Annotated in this window: 17 protein-coding genes; 5 read left to right on the plus strand and 12 right to left on the minus strand. The window is 60.1% G+C overall.

The features are described from left to right. Both ACYVIT_RS17400 and ACYVIT_RS17405 read right to left on the minus strand, forming a co-directional pair. Nucleotides 1-1,374 carry a four-carbon acid sugar kinase family protein gene (locus ACYVIT_RS17400; RefSeq protein ID WP_415806020.1) on the minus strand — a complete coding sequence of 458 codons (1,374 nt, stop codon included), beginning with the start codon at nucleotides 1,372-1,374 and terminating at the stop codon, nucleotides 1-3. A gap of 2 nt (nucleotides 1,375-1,376) precedes the next feature. Then, nucleotides 1,377-2,405 carry a 2-keto-3-deoxygluconate permease gene (locus tag ACYVIT_RS17405; RefSeq protein ID WP_415806021.1) on the minus strand — a complete coding sequence of 343 codons (1,029 nt, stop codon included), beginning with the start codon at nucleotides 2,403-2,405 and terminating at the stop codon, nucleotides 1,377-1,379. A 359-nt stretch (nucleotides 2,406-2,764) separates the two neighbouring features. Between ACYVIT_RS17405 and ACYVIT_RS17410 the strand changes: the two genes are divergently transcribed. Then, nucleotides 2,765-3,094, plus strand: coding sequence for a DUF4148 domain-containing protein (locus ACYVIT_RS17410; protein ID WP_415806022.1), 330 nt, complete (start codon nucleotides 2,765-2,767; stop codon nucleotides 3,092-3,094). 217 nt (nucleotides 3,095-3,311) lie between these two features. Here the strand turns inward: ACYVIT_RS17410 and thpD are convergent, their stop codons facing one another. The 5 genes from thpD to ACYVIT_RS17435 all read right to left on the minus strand — a co-directional run bounded on the left by thpD (nucleotide 3,312) and on the right by ACYVIT_RS17435 (nucleotide 7,267). Continuing rightward, entirely contained in the window at nucleotides 3,312-4,238 is a 927-nt protein-coding gene (gene thpD / locus ACYVIT_RS17415) for an ectoine hydroxylase (protein ID WP_415806038.1), read from the minus strand. A 112-nt stretch (nucleotides 4,239-4,350) separates the two neighbouring features. Next, nucleotides 4,351-4,752: an ectoine synthase gene (locus ACYVIT_RS17420; RefSeq protein ID WP_415806023.1), complete on the minus strand. Its 402-nt coding sequence runs from the start codon at nucleotides 4,750-4,752 to the stop codon at nucleotides 4,351-4,353. Beyond that, complete coding sequence (gene ectB, locus ACYVIT_RS17425; RefSeq protein WP_094822031.1) at nucleotides 4,749-6,056, minus strand: diaminobutyrate--2-oxoglutarate transaminase; 1,308 nt, start codon at nucleotides 6,054-6,056, stop codon at nucleotides 4,749-4,751. The genes ACYVIT_RS17420 and ectB overlap by 4 nt, the downstream gene beginning before the upstream one ends. 108 nt (nucleotides 6,057-6,164) lie before the next feature. Next, nucleotides 6,165-6,725 (minus strand): diaminobutyrate acetyltransferase, encoded by a 561-nt coding sequence (ectA, locus tag ACYVIT_RS17430; RefSeq protein WP_415806024.1) that lies wholly within the window; start codon nucleotides 6,723-6,725, stop codon nucleotides 6,165-6,167. Then, the gene (locus tag ACYVIT_RS17435) at nucleotides 6,722-7,267 is read right to left on the minus strand and encodes a MarR family winged helix-turn-helix transcriptional regulator (protein WP_460478238.1); all 546 of its coding nucleotides are present in this window, start codon (nucleotides 7,265-7,267) and stop codon (nucleotides 6,722-6,724) included. Before ACYVIT_RS17435 ends, ectA begins: the two co-directional genes overlap by 4 nt. Before the next feature lie 366 nt (nucleotides 7,268-7,633). Between ACYVIT_RS17435 and ACYVIT_RS17440 the strand changes: the two genes are divergently transcribed. The 3 genes from ACYVIT_RS17440 to ACYVIT_RS17450 all read left to right on the plus strand — a co-directional run bounded on the left by ACYVIT_RS17440 (nucleotide 7,634) and on the right by ACYVIT_RS17450 (nucleotide 12,443). Continuing rightward, a complete protein-coding gene (locus ACYVIT_RS17440; RefSeq protein ID WP_415806025.1) occupies nucleotides 7,634-8,575 on the plus strand; it encodes a MurR/RpiR family transcriptional regulator in 942 nt (313 codons plus the stop codon). A 115-nt stretch (nucleotides 8,576-8,690) separates the two neighbouring features. Then, nucleotides 8,691-9,698 carry a TAXI family TRAP transporter solute-binding subunit gene (locus ACYVIT_RS17445; protein WP_415806026.1) on the plus strand — a complete coding sequence of 336 codons (1,008 nt, stop codon included), beginning with the start codon at nucleotides 8,691-8,693 and terminating at the stop codon, nucleotides 9,696-9,698. A 132-nt stretch (nucleotides 9,699-9,830) separates the two neighbouring features. Further along, the gene (locus ACYVIT_RS17450; RefSeq protein ID WP_415806027.1) at nucleotides 9,831-12,443 is read left to right on the plus strand and encodes a TRAP transporter permease; all 2,613 of its coding nucleotides are present in this window, start codon (nucleotides 9,831-9,833) and stop codon (nucleotides 12,441-12,443) included. A gap of 524 nt (nucleotides 12,444-12,967) precedes the next feature. Here ACYVIT_RS17450 and ACYVIT_RS17455 read toward each other — a convergent pair. The 5 genes from ACYVIT_RS17455 to ACYVIT_RS17475 all read right to left on the minus strand — a co-directional run bounded on the left by ACYVIT_RS17455 (nucleotide 12,968) and on the right by ACYVIT_RS17475 (nucleotide 18,997). Beyond that, nucleotides 12,968-14,098, minus strand: coding sequence for a TIGR03364 family FAD-dependent oxidoreductase (locus ACYVIT_RS17455; RefSeq protein WP_415808357.1), 1,131 nt, complete (start codon nucleotides 14,096-14,098; stop codon nucleotides 12,968-12,970). Nucleotides 14,099-14,114: 16 nt separating this feature from the next. Beyond that, the gene (locus tag ACYVIT_RS17460) at nucleotides 14,115-15,137 is read right to left on the minus strand and encodes a putative 2-aminoethylphosphonate ABC transporter substrate-binding protein (protein WP_415808356.1); all 1,023 of its coding nucleotides are present in this window, start codon (nucleotides 15,135-15,137) and stop codon (nucleotides 14,115-14,117) included. Between the two features lie 150 nt (nucleotides 15,138-15,287). Beyond that, nucleotides 15,288-16,109 carry a phosphonoacetaldehyde hydrolase gene (phnX, locus tag ACYVIT_RS17465; RefSeq protein WP_460478239.1) on the minus strand — a complete coding sequence of 274 codons (822 nt, stop codon included), beginning with the start codon at nucleotides 16,107-16,109 and terminating at the stop codon, nucleotides 15,288-15,290. A 19-nt stretch (nucleotides 16,110-16,128) separates the two neighbouring features. Beyond that, nucleotides 16,129-17,811: a putative 2-aminoethylphosphonate ABC transporter permease subunit gene (locus tag ACYVIT_RS17470; RefSeq protein WP_415808354.1), complete on the minus strand. Its 1,683-nt coding sequence runs from the start codon at nucleotides 17,809-17,811 to the stop codon at nucleotides 16,129-16,131. 112 nt (nucleotides 17,812-17,923) lie between these two features. Beyond that, on the minus strand, nucleotides 17,924-18,997 hold the full coding sequence (locus tag ACYVIT_RS17475) for a putative 2-aminoethylphosphonate ABC transporter ATP-binding protein (RefSeq protein ID WP_415808353.1): 1,074 nt from the start codon (nucleotides 18,995-18,997) through the stop codon (nucleotides 17,924-17,926). Between the two features lie 216 nt (nucleotides 18,998-19,213). Between ACYVIT_RS17475 and ACYVIT_RS17480 the strand changes: the two genes are divergently transcribed. After that, complete coding sequence (locus tag ACYVIT_RS17480; RefSeq protein ID WP_415808352.1) at nucleotides 19,214-20,077, plus strand: LysR family transcriptional regulator; 864 nt, start codon at nucleotides 19,214-19,216, stop codon at nucleotides 20,075-20,077. Nucleotides 20,078-20,096: the final 19 nt, after the last annotated feature.

Consider the following 20,096-nt stretch of genomic DNA (forward strand, 5'->3'; position numbering starts at 1 on the left):
TCAGAATCTCCGTTCGCGGACCGCACGCGCGGCCCGGATCAATACATCGTCAGTGCCAAAGCCACCGGCCTTGGTCACAATGGGCAGCCCTGCGGCCGGCCCGCCGGTCAACGTGCCCAGCGGCACGCCTCCGGTGACTTCGTCTACCAATGCGATGCCGCCAGCCTGCAGCGCAGCCAGCACCGCGCTGGCGCCATCGCCGCCCGTGGCGACCACACCTGCGACTTTGCCGGCACTGCCATCCGCGGCAGCAGCGATTGTCGCGTCGCGGCCCAGGCGGGCTGCACTGCCCTCGGCGTGCGTGATGGCGCCATCGCCTGCCGGACGGGCATTGCCCTCGTCCACATGACTGACCACCGCCTCGCTCGCGCACCTGTCTCCATCGGTGCTTAAACCGCGCCGAATCAGTTGACCCGCCAATTCTCCCAGGCGAGCGGCAACGGCATCCGAATCCAGTCCCGCCAAGCGGCCTTCGGGCGCCAGTAATAATAAAGTTGCTTGTGCTGACGTCGAGGCGGCGGATTGGCAAACTTCGGCAGACCACTCCGCCCAAGCCGCATCATCGGCCAACTGCGCCAGCGTCGGGGACCATGTGTGTGCGCCATCGGCCTGCAGCGCCGCAGCCTGGCGACGTGCGGCACTGTGCTGCGACGTCACCACGACAACCACCGAACCCTGGGTTTCAGCACCGGCCCACAAACGGGCCAACGGCGCAGCCAAGCCGCCGGAACCGACGGGCAACGCACGTTCACCGATCAACGCAAGCGCGCGGGCCAGGCGATCCATATCCTGCGCCGTCGCGGCATCAACTACGACGACATCGCCGGCGGTCAGAATCCGATCGGCCAATGAACGGGGCGTTTCGTCCGCCACGATCTCGACCTGTGCCCCGCCCAACAGCGTGGGGATATGGCTTTCGGTCACGGGGGTCACGGGATCCGTCGCCGCCGAAGTCTCCGTCACCGGCTTGTCGTTCACATAAAGCACACCGCCGCGCACCGTACGGCCCGTATCGGGAAACGCCGGACAGACCACGGCGATCGCATCGTCACGCCATGCCTGGCGGGCAGCATCGATCTCGGCCTTGAAGGCGCCGCGCAAAGTCGAGTCGACCTTTTTGTACAGACGTTTTACGCCAGCGGCCCGCAGGGCCGCCACATCCTCGCGCACGACAGCCGCGGCCTGCTCGGCCGGCAACGCGCGGCTATGCGTCGTGACGGCGACCACCTCGGCCTGGCTGGCAGCGGGATCGGCCAACGCCTGCTCGGCTCGGCCGACCGACAGCTGCGTGGGCCACCCGGCCCGCACAAATTGCACAGCGGTGTCGCCAGAGCCAGTCAGGTCATCCGCAACGATAGCGATGAACAACGTCACGATTACACCTTTGCGTCGGCAACCGCCGGCGTGTTTTCGCCGAGCATGACCGCCACATCATCAGCGGGTTTCAATTCACCCGCACGCTTCAGGAAATACGATGCCAACAACGGAGCCAGGATCGAACTGATCAGCACGCATGCAGCCACCTGCGCAGTCGCCGTCCCGACATAATGCTGCAGCGATGGATCGGCAGCAGCAACAACGGCGGGAGTCGCGATCGCATTACCTGCGGTCGTGCCGGCAGCAAAGCCGATACCGCTCTTGCCGCCACGGCGCAGAATATAGCGATAGCCCAGGTACACCAGGAAGCCGGTCACCGGGCTGATCAACAGCCCCAGGACCAAGCCGGTCATCCCGCCTGACACCACCGAACCGAGGTTGATCCCGGTTCCCAATGCGAACGCAAAAAACGGAATCACGATATTCGGCACCGGCTTGAGCACATTACGCCATTGCACGTCCAGGTTGCCGACCACCACGCCCAACAGAAATGGCACCAGGGCGGCTATCAAAGCGGTGACGGGAATGTCAGCCAGCCCCGAGGCACCGAGAAACAACAGGCTGAAGAACGGGCCATCATTCACGGCACTGGCAACGTACGCACCGCGGTCGCGGCTGTCGCCGTATTGCCCGGTATAGGCCAGCCACAGGCCGCCGTTGCTGTTATCGAAAGCGGCCAGCAGGGCCAGGATCGACACGCCCCATATCCCGTCCAGCCCGACAAAACTGCCCAGCAGGATGATCAATGAGGCCGGCACGATGGTCTTCATCAACAAGATCGTGCCCGCCGTCGCCAGAATCGGGCCACCGGTACGCATATTGACCTGTGTACCCGTCGCGAAAATCAGCAACGCAATCAGGGGCATGGCGCTGTTCTTGAACAACGCCGTGGTAAAGCCCCCCACCGCCAGCGCGTCAGGCGCAAACGTGCCGATCAGGGAGCCAAGAATCAGCGGTAGCAGCATCAACCCGCCCGGCACCTTCATCATCGCCGAGAACATGGGGAAACGGGAAACTTCGGGGTTCATAGAGGCGTCTCCAACGCTTTTGTCATAGGCCGGCTCGTCCACTGTAAACCGGATGCCGGGTGCGGAAAACGCGTAGTGTACAACTGATACGTACAGGCTGTACGTACAGAATTTGTAAATAACTAACACGCGGCGACTACGTAAAGCGACGTCCCGAATCCCGACATTTATCCCGATTTACGACAAAAATCGCTCTAATAAAACCTATTACACGTAAAAATGGAAATATATTTCCAACAAATACGGGTTTATCCCAGGTATTGGCAAGCGCAGAATGCAGTCACTGGGAAACAAACACGAACCACGACGGAAGGCCGCCGGATTCCATCCCAAATTCACAGACAAATGGAGGTCTTATCATGAAAACCCTAACTTCTGCCCTGCTAGTTTCGATGAGCCTGTTGAGCGCCGGCGCCTACGCCGCCTCCCCCAATATCGAACCTAACAACGTACCTTTCCAAGGCGTTTATGGCCAAGTCGATGCCAACGCCCCGACCCGCGCCCAAGTCGTGGCCGACCTGGCCCAAGCCAAGGCTGCTGGCCTGGTGACCTACGGCGAACAAGAGTACCCCGTAGCAATCGCCAGCCACTCGAACAAGAGCCGCGGCCAAGTCGTTGCCGAGCTGGCTCAAGCCAAGGCCAATGGCGAGTACTCCTTCGGCGACCTGGACTATCCGGTTGTTCGCTAAGCACGAGCAATAACGCCCCCAAAAGGCGCGTTTAAGTAAGTGGTAGCAGCAAAAAAAAACCCTGCCTGCGTTGCGCATGGCAGGGTTTTTTGCATCCCGGTGCTCGGAGACCTGCGCGCTAGTCGATGATTAGAATTGATTGACTCGCGCCGTCTTTAGCAAAAAGACTGTGCAGGCGGTCGACGGCATGGCTAGGTGCCGCCTCCGCGCATTAAATTTACGACTCGACGAGCTTCAGCGCATCCAACGGCGTCACCGCCTTGAATGCCTGGCGGGTCGCAATATGCTCTGGCCGTGGATCCAATCCATACTTCGGCGGATTCAGCGTGTTTTCCATGCTGTTGTAGACCATGAACACGTTCGCACGCGGCCACGGCGAGATATTGCTGTTCGAGCCATGCATGGTATTGCAATCGAAGAACACCACCGAGCCAGCCTTGGCCGTCATGGTACGGATGCCGCCCTGCTCGACCAGTAACTGCAGACTGACCGCATCAGGCACACCGTACTCCTGTTTTTTCAGCGAGTGCTTGTAGTGCTCTTTCGGCGTTTCGCCCACGCATGAAATGAAATGGCGATGCGATCCTGGCACGAGCATCAGCGGGCCATTGCATTCATTGTTGTCGCTCAACAGCACCGAGCAACTCAACGCACGCATCGACGGCATGCCATCCTCGACGTGCCAGGTTTCGAAATCCGAATGCCAGTAGAACTCTTTGCCTTTGAAGCCGGGCTTCATATTGGCGCGAGACTGGTGGATATATACCTCGGAACCCAACAATTGGCGCGCGACATTGGCCAGACGCGGATCGCGGGTCAGACGTCCCAACATGGCGTTGAGCACGTGGACACGAAAGATCGAACGCACGGCGTTGCTGCCTGGCTCGGTGATGGATTCCTCGCGGCGCACGATCGCCGGATCGCGCGTCATGCGATCGACCTCGGCAATCAGCGCCTGGACCTCGGCGTCGGAAAACACGTTTTCCAGCAAGAGGAAACCATCGCGGTCATAGCTTTCAACTTGTTCGGCCGACAACGCGTCGGCATAAGTACCATCGCCATACACCACAGGGTCTTGGCGGGCGATGATGGCTGAGCTGCGATCCGTACGTGAGGCGTACGGATCCTGTGCAGGTGAGATCATCATTAGCCTCCTTAATTCGTTAATCACTGGATTGATCGCTGCGCCCTCGAGTCACCTGCCGTAGACATCAGAGCCTGGACTACGAGCTGGTGACCGTCGGGCGATCGATCGATTACGCCGCTTCTGCTGTTGCGGGCAATGCGTACACACCTTCGGCGTCGTGCACTTCCTGGCCGGTCAGCGGCGGATTGAAAACGCAGATGACGCGCAGCGGCTCTTTGCCACCGCACAGCCAGTGCTCGTCGTTTTCGTTCAGGGCGTAGACCACACCAGGGCCCAAGTCGTATTTTTTGCCGTCGGCGATGGTTTCGATAGAGCCATCGCCCTCGATGCACCACACCGCTTCAAGATGGTTCTTGTAGTGGATGTGGGTCCGTCCGCCCGGAAAAATGGTGGTCTCGTGAAACGAAAACCCCATTCCGTCCTTCTTCAGCAGCACACGGCGGCTGACCCAGGTGTCGGTCCGGACTTCGTCTTGGGTTCCGATCACATCTTTCACATTGCGTACGATCATCGACGTTTTCCTCCAAATTTCAGAACACGGGCAGATTGCCCAGACTCGCCCAGCGCTTCGGCCACAGAGGCCTCGATCGTTTCGAGACCGCGCGTCAGCAGCTCGTCTTCGATCGTCAGCGCCGGCAACAGCTTCAGGACTTCGTCCTGCGCCCCCGAGGTCTCGATCACGACACCCCGTTTAAAGGCTTGCTGCGCGATACGGTTGGCCAGTGCCGGCTCGGCAGTGGCGACCAGACCCTGGATCAGGCCACGGCCGCGTACGGCCAGACCCGCGTTGGGATAACTGTGTGCCAGGTTTTCCAGCCAATCACGCACCAGGCGTTCTTTGCGTTGGACTTCGCTGGCAAACGCATCGCTGGCCCAGTAGGAATCCAGCGCCTGCGTCGCCGTGACGAATGCCAGGTTGTTGCCGCGGAACGTGCCGCTGTGCGCACCGGGTTTCCAGATATCCAGTTCAGGACGCATCAGGACCAGTGACATCGGCAGGCCAAAGCCCGACAGCGACTTCGACAGCGTGATGATGTCGGGGCGAATCCCCGCCGACTCAAAGCTGAAGAAGTTGCCCGTACGGCCGCAACCGACTTGAATGTCGTCGACGATCAGCAGCATGTCATGACGGCGGCAGAGTTTTTCCAGCTCTTTCAGCCAACGCAGGGTAGCGACGTTGACACCGCCCTCGCCCTGTACCGTTTCGACAATCACGCCAGCCGGCTTGTCCAAGCCGCTGCTGGGATCATCAAGCATGCGTTCGAGGTAAGCGATGGTGTCGACGTCGGGACCAAAATAACCGTCATAAGGCATGAACGTCGTATTGCCCAAGGCATAGCCGGCCGCATCGCGGAACTTCATATTGGCGGTCGCCGCCAATGAGCCGCCGCTGACGCCATGGAACCCATGGGTGAACGAAATGATGTTGGATCGGCCTTTGACTTGGCGGGCAATCTTCAGCGCCGCCTCAACCGCGTTGGTACCGGTGGGGCCGGTGAACTGCAAGGTGTATTGCCAATTGCGCGGCTTGAGCAACACGCGATCGACGGTCTCGAGAAACTGTTTCTTGGCGCTGGTGGCCATGTCCAGGCCATGCACGACGCCATCCGATTCCAGATACTCGAGCAGTTTCTCTTTGAAGACAGGGTTGTTATGCCCGTAGTTCAGCGTCCCTGCACCGCTGAAGAAGTCGATGTATTCACCCCCCTCTTCGTCGATCAGGAGCGAGCCGCGCGCCTGGCTGAATATGACCGGAAACGACCGGATGTAGCCACGCACCTCCGACTCCATCCGGTCAAAAATTTTCAAGTCCATAGAATCCTCCCTTCATCTCGTGAATTGACAGACACAGCCACACCGATGCCATAGAGGGCATTCGGGCAACACTGCGTCCCGGTTCCAATAGACCGCAAACACACTCCCCTATTGGGGCGGCAGTGTGAAAGGGCCTATCTTCAACAACATCTCGTCGTCATGGTCTGCGCCGCCGAACAACTGCCGATCGAAGAACGGCTGCTCGGAGACGTGCGCACCCAGTTCGCCGGCCAAGCCGGTGAACGTGCGGCGCGAGGCCTGGTTATCAGGGCCTACCGTGGTTTCAAGATGACGAACATGCTTGAGCTCATCGCGTTGCAAGAGCTCTCGAAGCATGGCGCGGCCTAACCGTTGGCCGCGTGCTCGGGCGTGCACGGCAACCTGCCAGACGAAAATCACGTCGGGCCGGGTTGGCGGCACATATGCGGATATGAACCCATCAATGCGGCCGCCGGCACTCTCGGCCACCACACACGTGGCGCTGAAGTGCTCGCACAGCAACAGATAGGCATATAAAGAGTTGACATCGAGTGGCGGGCACTCGGAGACCAGACGGTGCAATGCGGCACCGTCGGTGCGGCGCGGCTGCCTGAACTGCAGACGCGATGATGAATTGGCCGGCTGAGCGGCCGAGGCTGGCAGAGAGGGGGTCAGGTCCTGCCCCCTCATACGACCAACCCCGACTCGGGCGGCGCACCGCCAGTGGGGACCTCGAGAATGGGCGAGGACACATCGCCATGTGCTTCAGTCACATGGCCTTCTTGTTCCATTAGATTCACAATGCGCTCCAGCGCTAGCGTAATAGTGGCCTGCTCCAGTTCGGGCAAGGCATTCAGGCCGTCAGCCAGATGCTTTTGCAATGGCGACGGCGCCCCGGCCGCGAGATCGCGGCCAGCGTCGGTCGCAGTCACGAAAACAATGCGGCGGTCTTCGCGGCCGCGTTCGCGGCGGACGAATCCCTTGTCCTCGAGGCGGTCCAGAATGCCCACCACGGTACTGGGGCTGACGTGGATTTCTCGGCTGATCGCCGTCGCCGTCATAGGGCCATTGGCAATGACCGTGCGCAGGCACATCAACTGCGGCGCAGTGATGTGGCTCACTGCGGCCAGTTGGCGCGAATGCAGCGCAATCGAGCGCGTGATGCGGCGCAAGGCACGCAGAATGCGCAGGTCGTACTGCTGTGACGGATCGGGCGTAGGTATGGTGTTCATGACTGAAAATAGTTCAGCAGGATTAATTTCTACTCAAATGATTCTACCCAGATAATATGCGGATGAGCCGCTATGGTCAACCCGTGTTATCCAGAAAAAATGAATAAATAAGCTCATATTTACAGAAGATAAAGAAAAATATGAACTTTTTTATTTTTCCCGGGGAAAAGCCTCCGGACGAATCGGACGCCTTGAGGCCCTGATTGCCACCGCAAAAGACGTGCGATTCAGGGGCATCAAACGAAGCCCGACGCCAGAAGGCTATCTGCGTTCCCTCAGGAATACCCTGATTGCCTAAAAAACAAACGTTTTCTACATTTCACATCCGTTCTCATATGTTTTTTCGTAGCGGACTGCCGTTCTTCCATGCCTCCTCCTTCTGCTCCACCGTTGGTATTGCAGCGCCTGCAAAACCTCTTGGATCAATTGCCGCCAGAGCTGCGGCGGGCAGCGCATTGGGTGGTGGATCACCCCGCCGAGGTCAGCCTGTGGTCCATGCGGCGCCAAGCCCAGGTCTTGGGTGTTGCGCCAGCCACGATGCTGCGACTGGCGCGCGCGACGGGATACGACAGCTACGAGGCATTTCGGGCGCCGTTTCAGGCAGCCTTGGCCGGCGAACGTCCCAGCACACTGCGTGAACGCGCTGCAGAACTGCAGGCGACTCAAGACCAAAGCAATGTGCCAGGCCACGACAGGCTGACCGAAATACAAGCCAATGCCATCGGATCTATCGTCTCGGTAAACAGCCCGGCGACATTCGATGCCGCGGTCAAAACCTTGCTCACGGCGCGTCACGTCGGATTTTTAGGCACGCGCTCGGCCTTTGGCATTGCGTTTCAAATGCACTATGCCTATCAACTGGTACGACCCAACAGCATATTGATCGATGGACTGGGAGGTTTGCAGGCCGAGGCCATCGACAACCTGCGCGAAGGCGATGCGTTGATTGCCATTTCACAGGCGCCCTACCCATCTGCCACGGTTCGTCTAGCGCGCCTGGCGGCTCAGCAACGCGTTGCCATCGTTGCCTTGACCGACACCCCCTTGTCTCCCCTGGCCGCGGATGCCCGACACGTCCTGACGTTTGATCGCGCGGATCGCGAGCAGGTCGGACAGCGGCCCGCGCGACGAGGTCCCGGATCGTTTTTCCATACGACGGCAGGATTGCTGGGATTGGCCGAACACCTCATTGCCCGCCTCACTGCCCGAGGCGGTGAAGCAGTATTGAATCGACTGAGTGAAATCGAAGCACGTATGCATGCCGACAAAGTGTTTTGGTCGGCTTCTGCCGCAACACCGGATCGCTAACTATCACGCGGCCTCGGAACATCAGGCGCCGCACCCATCACGCACCCTGGCTCGGGTGCATTATTTGCCGGAACACCGGCGGTTTTCACGGGGAAAATCCTCAAAAGGAGTTTGTATGCGTCAGTTCGTCAAACCCGCTTTGGACAACAAGAGAAAAACGGGGGCTCTCGCGGCCATGTGCGCCGCCATGGCCTTGGCATTTGCCGCGCCATCGCCCGCCTCGGCACAACAGAAGTTCGTCAGCATCGGCACCGGCGGCGTGACGGGGGTGTATTACGCCGCCGGCGGTTCGATTTGCCGTCTCGTCAACAAGGACCGTTCATCGCACGGCGTGCGCTGCTCTGTCGAGTCCACCGGCGGATCGGTATTCAACGTCAACACCATCAAAGCTGGCGAGCTGGATCTGGGCGTCGTGCAGTCGGATGTGGGCTACAACGCCTACAACGGCGTCGGCCAATTCAAAGACGCCGGCAAATTCGACAAGCTGCGCTCGGTGTTTTCGATCCACCCCGAGCCGTTTACTGTCGTCGCTCGCAAAGACGCCAACATCAAATCGTTTGAAGACTTCAAAGGCAAGCGCTTCAACGTCGGCAATCCGGGCTCGGGTACACGCGCGTCCATGGAGGAACTGCTGGCCACGATGGGCTGGACCCTGAAAGATTTCTCGCTGGCGTCTGAGCTGCGGCCCGATGAGCATGGCTCGGCACTGTGCGACGGCAAGATCGACGGCTTCTTCTACGGCGTCGGCCACCCGTCTGCCAACATCCAGGATCCCGCGACGACCTGCGGCGCGCAACTGGTGTCTCTGACCGGCCCTGCCGTGGACAAACTGGTCGATAAATACGCCTATTACGCGCATGCCACCATCCCAGGCGGACTCTACCCAGGCAATCCCAATGACACCAAGACCTATGGCGTCACCGCGACCTTTGTGACCTCCGCCGACGTGCCGGAAGAAACGGTGTACGTGATCGTCAAAGCCGTCTTCGATAATCTGGAAGACTTCAAGAAACTGCACCCTGCCTTTGCCCACCTGAAGGCCGAAGACATGGCCAAGAATGGCCTGTCGGCGCCGTTGCATCCCGGCGCCCAGAAGTACTTCAAAGAAAAAGGCCTGCTGTAAATACGGATACGGTCTCGGAGCGCGTGCTCAACGCATCGCCCCGAGACCGTATTCAGCAATTCGCCTGGCTGCGTCAAAGACCTATCACATCGCGCATGCTTGCCAGGCTGATCAACCATGTAGGGGAATCCGATGAAAACTGAGCCGTCCACCACAACCGCTGATCTAGAGCAGTTGGTTGCGGACGTCGATCGCGGCGGACGCCAAGCAGGCGGCATCGCCGGCGCCACGCTGGCAATAGGTGCGCTGCTATGGTCGCTGTTCCAGCTCTGGTATGCCTCGCCGCTGCCGTTCTCGTTGCGCTGGGGCATTTTCAACGACACCGAGGCGCGCGCACTGCACCTGGGCATCGCCATGTTTTTAGGCTATCTGGCCTATCCCGCACGCAAGAGCTCGCCGCGCGATCGCATGCCGTGGCACGACTGGATACTCGCAATCGTCGCAGCCTTTTGCGGTGCGTATTTGTTTTTGTTCTACAAAGAATTAGCAGGCCGGCCTGGCCAGCCCACCACGATGGATGTGGCCACCGCGGCCATCGGCCTGGTGCTGCTGCTGGAGGTCACACGCCGCTCGCTAGGCCTGCCCATGACGGTGCTCGGCGCCGTGTTCGTACTGTACGTACTGGCTGGCCCCTGGCTGCCCGACGTGCTCGCGCACCGCGGCGCCTCCATTGAGCGACTCGCCTCGCATATGTGGCTGACGACAGAAGGCGTCTACGGCGTCGCGCTGGGCGTGTCTGTGTCGTACATCTTTATTTTTGTCTTGCTGGGTTCGCTGCTGGACAAATGCGGCGCGGGCAACTACATGATGCAAGTCTCGTTCGCGCTGCTGGGTCACCTGCGTGGCGGTCCCGCCAAAGTCGCCGTCGTCTCGTCGGCGGTTAATGGGTTGGTATCTGCGTCGTCGGTCGCCAACGTCGTCACTGGCGGGATCTTCACGATCCCGCTGATGAAAAAAGCCGGCTATGGCGGCATTCGTGCAGGCGCTATCGAAACCGCATCATCGGTCAATGGACAGATCATGCCCCCGGTCATGGGTGCAGCGGCATTCCTGATGATCGAATATGTCGGCATCCCCTACACCGACATCATTCGCCACGCGATTCTGCCGGCCTCGATCTCGTACATCGCCCTGTTCTACATCGTCCATCTGGAGGCCCTCAAGCTCGGCATCCAGCCGATGATGGCTGGCGGCAAACCCCGTACGCCATTGCAAAAGCTCGCAGGCTGGGGCATGGGGATTTGCGGCACACTGATCGTCATGGGATTGGTGTACTGGATCGGGATGGGTGTCAAAGCGGTAGCAGGCGCCTCTGCGGTCTGGATACTGCTGGCGCTGCTGGTCATCCTGAACGTCTGGCTGCTGCGCGTTGCGGCACGCTATCCGGATTTATCCGAGGAAATCAACGTCACAAACCCGGTGCGTCCCGAACCCTGGCCCACCGTACGCGCAGGCCTGCATTTCCTGATCCCCATCGGCATTCTCGTATGGTGCCTGAGTATCGAGGAACTCTCTGCCGGACTGTCAGCATTCTGGGCCGCCATCGCGATGGTGGTGCAGATGATCACGCAGCGCCCGCTCACGGCCTGGTTTCGGCAACAACCGGTCGCGCCTGCCTTGCGGCGTGGCTGGCGCGAGGCTATCGGCGGACTGGAAGACGGCGCCCGCAACATGATCGGCATCGCCATCGCCTGCGGTACGGCAGGACTGATCGTAGGCGCCATTACGCTCACCGGCCTGGGCTTGCGCATGACTGCGTTCGTCGAATTGGTTTCGATGGGCAACGTGCTGCTGATGCTGATCTTTACCGCCATCGTGTGCCTGATCCTGGGTCTGGGCATGCCGACCACCGCCAACTACATTTTGATGGCCACCTTGATGGCTCCTGTAGTTGTCGAACTCGGTGCGCAGAACGGGCTCGTGATCCCGCTCATCGCCGTGCACATGTTCGTGTTCTATTACGGGATCATGGCTGACATCACACCGCCGGTGGGGTTGGCTACCTTCGCCGCGGCGGCGATTTCAGGGGAAGACCCAATCAAAACCGGCATCAAGGGTGCGACTTATGCATTACGCACAGCCGTGCTGCCCTTTATGTTTGTATTCAACCCGCTGCTGCTGCTGATCGATGTGCACGGATGGTGGGAGTTGTTGTTGGTGATTTCTGGCGCGACCCTGGCGTCCCTGACCTTTGCTGCAGCGACGCTGGGTTGGTTCCGTGTGCGCTGCTCAGCTGTCGAGATCGCGGTTCTGCTGCTGGTGACGTTCATGCTGTTCCGGCCGGACTGGTTCATGAACCATCTCTATGGCAAATACGAAAGCCTGCCGGCATCCCAGATCAATCAGGTCGCATCCGAACTGCCTGACAGCGGTCGGCTGGTCGCAGTATTGCACGGCATGAACATCGAGGGCGACGAACTCACGAAAACTGTGGCCGTGACGCTATCGCCATTGCCCGAAGGCGATACCAGCACCGGTGTCGCCGCAGGACGCAAGCGTCTCAGCGACGCGGGTCTCATGGTCACAGCCTTGGGCGACCAAGTCCAAATCGGCGCTGTGCAATTCGGCAGCCGCGCGCGCAAGGCAGGATGGGAGCAAGGATGGGATGTCGTCAGCGTCCAGATTCCGAATCCGCATCGGCCGTCGGAGTTCTGGGTGTATATCCCGGCGTTGGCGCTGCTGGCAGCCGTGTGGGGATTGCAGGGGCGTCGGCAGCGTCGGGAGTTAACGCCTTCTGTGGCGTAGTTGAAGAGTTGATCTTGTGCTTGCGGGGACGTTCTCTGTGAACACGTTCCTGCCGGGGGCAAAACGCCACGCGGGCCTAATCGCAACGGCTCGGCGCAACACCAGGCGCCGAGGTCCCCTTCGGGGACTGCCCGTCGCTCAAAAGGCCCGCGTGGCGTTTTGCCCCCGGCAGGAACTCACAGTAGAGATGAACCACGAATGCTGGACTCAAGCCGAAGCAACTAGTAAAACTCCACGTCTGTCAATTGCACGCCAACGCTACCGAAGGGCTTGCCACAAATGCTGATGACGTGCCGAGCATGTAGATGTTGAAAGCTGCCGTGAATAAGAGACGCTGCGAGCCAGGCCTCGCCGTGTAAAAGGGGCACCGGGCCGTAGAGCGCGGACTCAGCCTCGCGCAGCGAGGCCGAGGCCCCTGGTCATGGGCCGAGTCCGTGCGATAGGCCCGGTGCCCCTTTTACACGGCGAGGCCTGGCGCCAAAAGAACCTTACCCTTCACCGGCAAACAGCCAACAACACCCCCACTACCCCAAACGCCCCGCAACAGTCCGTTCCCCAATCGCCAATCCCACCGTCATCCCGACCCCCGAATGCATCACCGCCACAGTGGTAGCCTCATCAACCGGCATCACAGAAAACGGCGCCGGCCCATGCGCCCCATAAACCCCTTGCCAGCGTTCGACAACCCGCAACCGTGCCCCCAACGCCTGCGAGGCCAGCTCGAGCATCGCGTTATCCACTGCCTCATCATTGAACGGCGGCGCATCCTGCCCATAGCGATGCGAGTCTCCAATGATCAATTCCCCATAAGGCGTAGGGCTGATCAAAAGATGAATCCCATTCTCGAGCAAATACGGCGAACGCTCCTGGATGATGTCACGCAGCACCTGCGCCGAGGGCAGATCCGAAAACGCCCCATAGTGCACACATGACAGCCCCGTCAACACCGGACGGTCCAGTTGCTCGATAGGATTGGACTCGAATACTGCACGCAGCATTTGCAGCCGCGTCACCTCCAGGTCCATCGGTGCGAACAACTCGGGCATCAAGGTCAGATAATCATGCCCCGGGCATACAAATACATGCCCGCCCTGAAAATCCCCCGCCGTCGTACTGACAAGACCGCCCTGCACTGCACGCGCCAACGTGCCGGTAATGAACGTCACGCCCAACGATTCCGCCAGATAGCGGGTGATCGCCGGCAACGCTTCGCGCGAATAGATCTGCAGATCGTCGTGTCCTTGTATCGCAGCGCAATGGTGTGCAAGCCTGCCGCCATACAGGCGAGCGAGCTCGCGGCTGGACAATAGCTGCGCACGATAGCCTTCCTGGTGCAATCGCGTATCCGCAAATTCCTGCAATACGTCCGCCTCGTCGGCATTACGCGCCAGCACGAGCGCACCGTTGGCACGTACATGAAACCCGGCCTTTGCAGCCAGTTCCAACCAGAGCTCGCGCGCCTGCTGCGCATGCGACAACATCATGCCGGGAGGTTGCCCCGTGACGATGACTTGGCCAAAATTGCGGACGGTGGCCCCATGCGCTTGACGGCTGCGTTCGATGACGGCCACAGACAGACCACGTTTGGCCGCGGCCCAGGCGTGAGCGACGCCGAGCATACCGGCGCCGACCACGATGACGTCGAAGTTTTTCATTTCTAAAGAACCCAACTTATTTTTTCTTGGCTTCGGACTTGCCGTCATAGCGCTTGGTCCATTCCGCGATGATGCGATCGCGATTGGTGGCAGCCCACGTGAAATCGTTTTTGATCATGCGCGAGCTCAGGTCTGCCGGCAGATTGGGATTTGCCGTGGCGACGGATGGGATCGCCAACACGGCAAAGTTCGTTTTGTACAACTCGTTGGCTTCGCGGCTGGCCGAGAAATCCGCCAGTTTTTTCGCAGCATCCAGATTCTTGGTGCCCTTGATGATCGCCGTTGCCTCGACTTCCCAGCCCAGGCCTTCCGACGGGAATACGGCCTCGACAGGCGCGCCATCGGCTTTCAGCTTGGCGGCGCGATAGTCAAACGAGATGCCGATAGGAAATTCGCCGGCAGCCGCCATGTTGCAAGGCTTGGAGCCCGAGTGCGTGTACGAGCCGATGTTTTTGTGCAAGGCATCCATGAATGCCCAGCCTTTTTCTTCGCCAAACATCTGCAGCCAGGCGCTCACATCCAAAAAGCCCGTCCCCGACGAGGCCGGATTCGGCATCACGATTTTGCCGGCGTACTCAGGCTTGGTCAGGTCTTGCCATGACGCGGGCTTGGGCAGTTTCTGCTTTTCCGCCTCGATGGTGTTAAAGCAGATCGCGGCGGCGAAACCATCCATGCCGACCCAGCTCGGCTCGGCCTTGGCATCGCGCATGTTGGCGGCGATCTGATCCAGACCTTTGGGCGCATACGGCAGCAACATGCCTTGGCTGTCCATCAAGCCCAGCGACGTTCCCGCCAGGCCCCAGACTACATCCGCTTTCGGATTGGCTTTCTCGGCCAGTAATTTCGCGGTGATGATGCCGGTGGAATCACGCACCCATTGAATCTTGATATCGGGATTGGCCTTTTCGAATGCGGCTTGATAGGCCTTGATCTGGTCGGCTTCAAGCGCGGTGTAAACGGTCAGCGTGGTCGCAGCCGAGGCGGTGCCCATGACACCGGTCAGTGCAGCAGCCAGGGCGAGTAGCGTGTAGTGTTTCATCTTTTGCTCCGATAGATTCCGGCATTCATGCCGCACAGAAAACAGGCGCAGCCGCGAGGCTGCAGGATTGATCTGATTCAGGTTGAGCGCGTTGAACAGGGCCTGGTGCTGTGAACAGCGCCTAAGTCATCCCTAATGCAGCCCAGACACTCAGGGACGCTGGCCTGCGGCCAGACGCGACTCGATTTCGGTGATGATGGCCGGCAAATCGGCAATGGTGTCGATCACAAAATGCGGAGCAACGCCAGACAGCTCTTGATTGGCGCGTGCACGTGCCGCATCTCGGCCGGCTGCATCCAGATTCCGATATTCTTCCAACGTCAAACCGGCGGCATTGCCAGAGAGCAGCAGGCCAACCGTCCACATGCCCGCTCGACGCCCTTCTTCGATCCCCGGCGCGGTATCGTCAACTTTGATGCAGCCGGCTACGTCTGCGAGGCCCAGTTCCACGACATTCTTCAGCGCCATCGCAGGCGCAGGACGGGCGCGCGGCACTTCGTCGCTGGCAACGATGTATTCCGGTGCGATGCCTTCTGTAGCGGCGCGCTCGATGACGCGATCCATCACGCTGCGGGGATAGCCCGAGCAGGAACCGATTTTCAAACCCCGGTCACGCAACGTATTCAACACCTCGACAGCACCGGGAATGGCGGCGGAATACTGCGCCACCTTTTCCAACTGCATCGGCAAGAAACGTTCGTAGATGGCCGTCACATCATCGTCCGTGGGCAGGCGGCCAAACGTTGCCTCGTACTGGCTCGCAATTGCAGGCTCGTCGCACAGCGTGCGAATGTGATCCCATTTGCCCATCCCCATCGGGCCACGCGCCTGCTCCAGCGAAACATTCATGCCGAACTGCGCAAACGCTTCGACAAAGACCTTGGTCGGCGCAAAGGAACCGAAATCGACCAAGGTGCCGGCCCAGTCAAAAATCACCGCCTCCAGGCGGACGGGCAATGACGGTACTGTCATGATAGTTATTCCAGAAAAATTAGACGGAGACCGGACGACGCCACGCTTGCGTGCGAGCCACCAGGGTGCGGCTGGCCACATGCATCACCAAAGCCGCGATGGCGGAGCTGGCCATGATCACCGTGCACATCGCCGCAGCAGGGCCTATGAATCCAGCATCATCCATGTTCAACACCGCCACGGCCGCCAACACCGTAGACGGGCTATACAAAAACACCACCGCAGAGACGGTCGTCATCGACGACACGAATAGATAACGAGCAATATCCAGCGCAGCGGGCAAGCACATCGGCAGCGTCACCCGCAAAAAGGTGGTGACGCGCGGGACTTTCAGCGATGCAGAGGCCGCCTCGAATTCAGGATCCAACGCATTCAGCGCCGTGGCCGCAGTCAAGTGGGCGCTGGTATAGAAATGCACCACCGTGCACAGCACCAGCAACGGCATCGTCCCGTACAACACATTCAAGGGGTTCGACGGACTATTGAAAAAGAAGATATAGCCCAGCCCCAACACCAACCCCGGCACTGCCATCGGCATGAGCGCCAGCATGCCGGCCAGGCCGCGTAAGCCGCGCGCCACCACGCCGCGAGCGGGGACCTTTTCCATCATCCACGCACCGACGAAAACCACCATGGTGCCCACGACTGCCGTGCAGAACGCCAACTGCAGACTATTGCGCCACGCCAACCAACCGCCTCCATCCATATTGTTGAAATCATATGAACGCAGCGACATGGACAAGTTGTACGGCCACATCTTGACGAACGACGCCCAGACCGCCACACCGATGATCAGCAGCAGGAACGCCGCCACAATGCCGGCCAGCGCCAAGAACACGGTATCGCGCTTGCGATTCGTTTCGGCCACGTAGGGCTGCGCACGGCCACTCATTTGTGCCCCTTGGCGGGCACGCAAGCGGCGATCCAGCACAAAGGTCAGGATCGCGGGCAACAACAGCATGATGCCGATGGCCGCGCCCTTCGGGAAATTCTGCTGACCGACGACCGCTTTATAGGCCTCCATGGCGAGGACGTTATAGTCACCGCCGACGACCTTGGGCACGCCAAAATCCGTCACAGTCAGGGTAAAAACCACGCAGCAGGCGGAAAACACCGCGTAGCGCGTCCCTGGCAACGTGACCGTCCAGAACGTGCGCAGCGCGCCCGCCCCCATCGCACGGGTTGCGTCATAGAGCCGGCCGTCGGCCAGCGCCAAGCCGGTCAACAGAATCATGAGCGCATGGGGGAACGTGTAAAACGCCTCGCCGAGGACAATGCCCCAGAACCCGTAAATCGTGACGCCGCCCAACAACTCTTTCAACAAACCCTGGTTGCCCAGCAAGTACACCAACGCAATTCCCGGCAACAACGACGGTGCCAGCAATGGCAGCAGCGCGATCGTACGCAACAGGCTTTTGCCCACGATGCGCGTGCGAGTCAGCGCATAGGCAAACGCGTACGCGCAGGGCACTACCACCGCCATCGTCACCACGCCCACGGCCAGACTGCGCGCCACCATCGCCAGGAAGCCGTCGGCTCCGATGATGCCGGCCAATACCGACAATCCCGTCCAATTGCCCTCGCTGTCCATGACTGACTTGGCCAGAATTCCCAGCAACGGCAGTGCCAGGAAAATCAGCAGCCCAAGCACCAGGGCTCCCTGCCCCGCGTTCAGGCCCCAGGTACCAATCCATGCGGGCATGGGGCGTCTGCCCAACGCATCCAGAGTTCCCTGTGAAGCGAAATGATGGTCAGGCACAACTCTCGTCCCTGTCGCAAGCGGCTTCGCCATAGACGGCTCAGTCGTCGCAGACTCAAGCGTAGGCGCGTATCGCATGGCGAGGCAGCTCCACCCAGCAACGGCTGGCAGCGTGAGGGCCCAGCAGGGCGTCTCCGATTTCAGGGGAAACGATGGAGTGCAACGTCGTACCGGGCACGCCGTCCAGACGGAGCGCCAGACGGTAGCTGCGGCCCAGGAACACACCATCCAGCACCTGGGCCAACACGGCGTTGGACTCGTCGGGACGGACCGTACTGACGCGCACGGCCTCTGGACGCACAAAGAGTTTGCCGGCTTCGAAGTCCAGCGCCGATTCCACGGCCAGCTCCTGGCGCCCTACCCTCGCACGATGCGCATTGACGCGCTGGAACGGCAGCCAGTTGGCCTCGCCCACGAAATCCGCAATGAATGCCGAACCGGGCTGGCGATAGAGATCGCGCGGCGTTCCATACTGCTCGATCACGCCGCCATTCATGACCGCAATACGATCGGCCATGACCATGGCTTCCTCCTGGTCATGGGTCACCATCAGCGTGGTGATCGACAAACGTTTTTGCAATGCGCGCAGTTCAACGCGCAGATGCTCACGGACGCGGGCATCCAGCGCGGACATGGGCTCGTCCAGCAGCAATAACGACGGCGACGGCGCCAGGGCGCGAGCCATCGCGACGCGCTGTTGCTGCCCGCCTGAAATCTGCCCGGGATATTTCTTTGCCGCCCCCTCCAGCCCAACCAGCGTCAGCATCTCCTCGACACGGTGCTCTACGTGTTTGCGATGCGCGCGTTTACCGCTGAGGCCATAGGCCACGTTCTGCGCAACAGTCAGATTGGGAAACAGGGCATACGACTGAAACAGGATGCCGTAATCGCGCTCCTGGGGCGGAACGTGAGAAATATCGCGCCCCGACAACACGATCGTGCCACTATCCTGCCGCTCCAGGCCCGCGATGGCGCGCAGCAAGGTCGTTTTGCCGCAGCCCGACGGCCCCAGCAGGCAGACCAGCTCGCCTGCGCGGATATCGAGCGACACATCGGCCAAAGCCGTATGCGCGCCGAATCGCTTGACGAGGTGCCTGACAGAAAGAAATGCTTGGCCGGGTTGGGGCATAGTGCCTCCGCGTAAAAGACAGAGGCAGTATGAGAACCGCGTATTGTGTGTTTATGACACTACGCAAAAATGTCGTAATAGAAATATCAAATAATTTTGGTTTACTTAGGGGTTGGCCTCACGTCCCTTTTTAGCCACCGGGTTGCCTCCCCTCTGCGGGGCAGCAGCCCCCGGGCTCAACGTGCGGGCTTTTGCCTCATTGATATTCAGGACACTGTGCTCGTCGCCGAACTCAAATCTTTTTACGCTGTCGCCCGCTGGGGCACTGTCACCAAGGCCGCTGCGCAACTGGGCATCAGCCAGCCTACCGTCACCGGCCAGCTACGCCAGCTGGAGTCCCGCTATGGCATCGAGCTGTTTTATCGCCATGGGCGCAGCATGCACCTGTCCGATGCCGGCCAGCGCCTGATGCCGCTGGCTGAAAAACTGGTTCAACAGGAAACCGAGATCGATTTTTGGCTGCGTGACGCCAGCGAGCTGCGTGAAGGCCACTTGCGCGTCGGCGCCACCGGGCCGTTTTACATCATGGATACGGTGCAACGGTACAGCCAGCGGTACCCGGGTATTGATTTGACGCTCACGATCGGCAACTCGCAGGCCATGTTGCAAGCCCTGCAGGATTACCGTATCGAGGTTGCCACCTCATCGTATCTGAGCGAAGAAAAACACTTCTATCGCCGAATGATCGCCGCCGACCCATTGCGCATCGTGACGCATCGCGAGCATCCCCTTGCCCGCCGCAGCCAGGTCCAGTTATCCGACCTGTCCCACTACGCCCTGCTGCTGCGCGAACCGGGCTCGATGACGCGGAAATTGACAGAGAGCGCGCTGGAGGCCGCCGGCGTCACTGTCGGCCGCATCCTGGAAATCGGCAGCCGCGAATCGATACGCCAGGCCATTCTGTGCGACCTGGGTATCAGCCTGATTCCTTCCCGTGAAGCGCCGACACACCCCGACCTGGTCACGCTGGAAATTACCGACGCGACCATCGTGATGAATGAATACCTCTATTGCCTGCGCGAACGCCAGCCCGTGCAATTGATTGCACGGTTTCTGGAAATGGCGCCCACGGCGGGCTGAGAGACCGCGCCGTTCCCCG

The organism is Bordetella muralis (genome assembly GCF_054781015.1).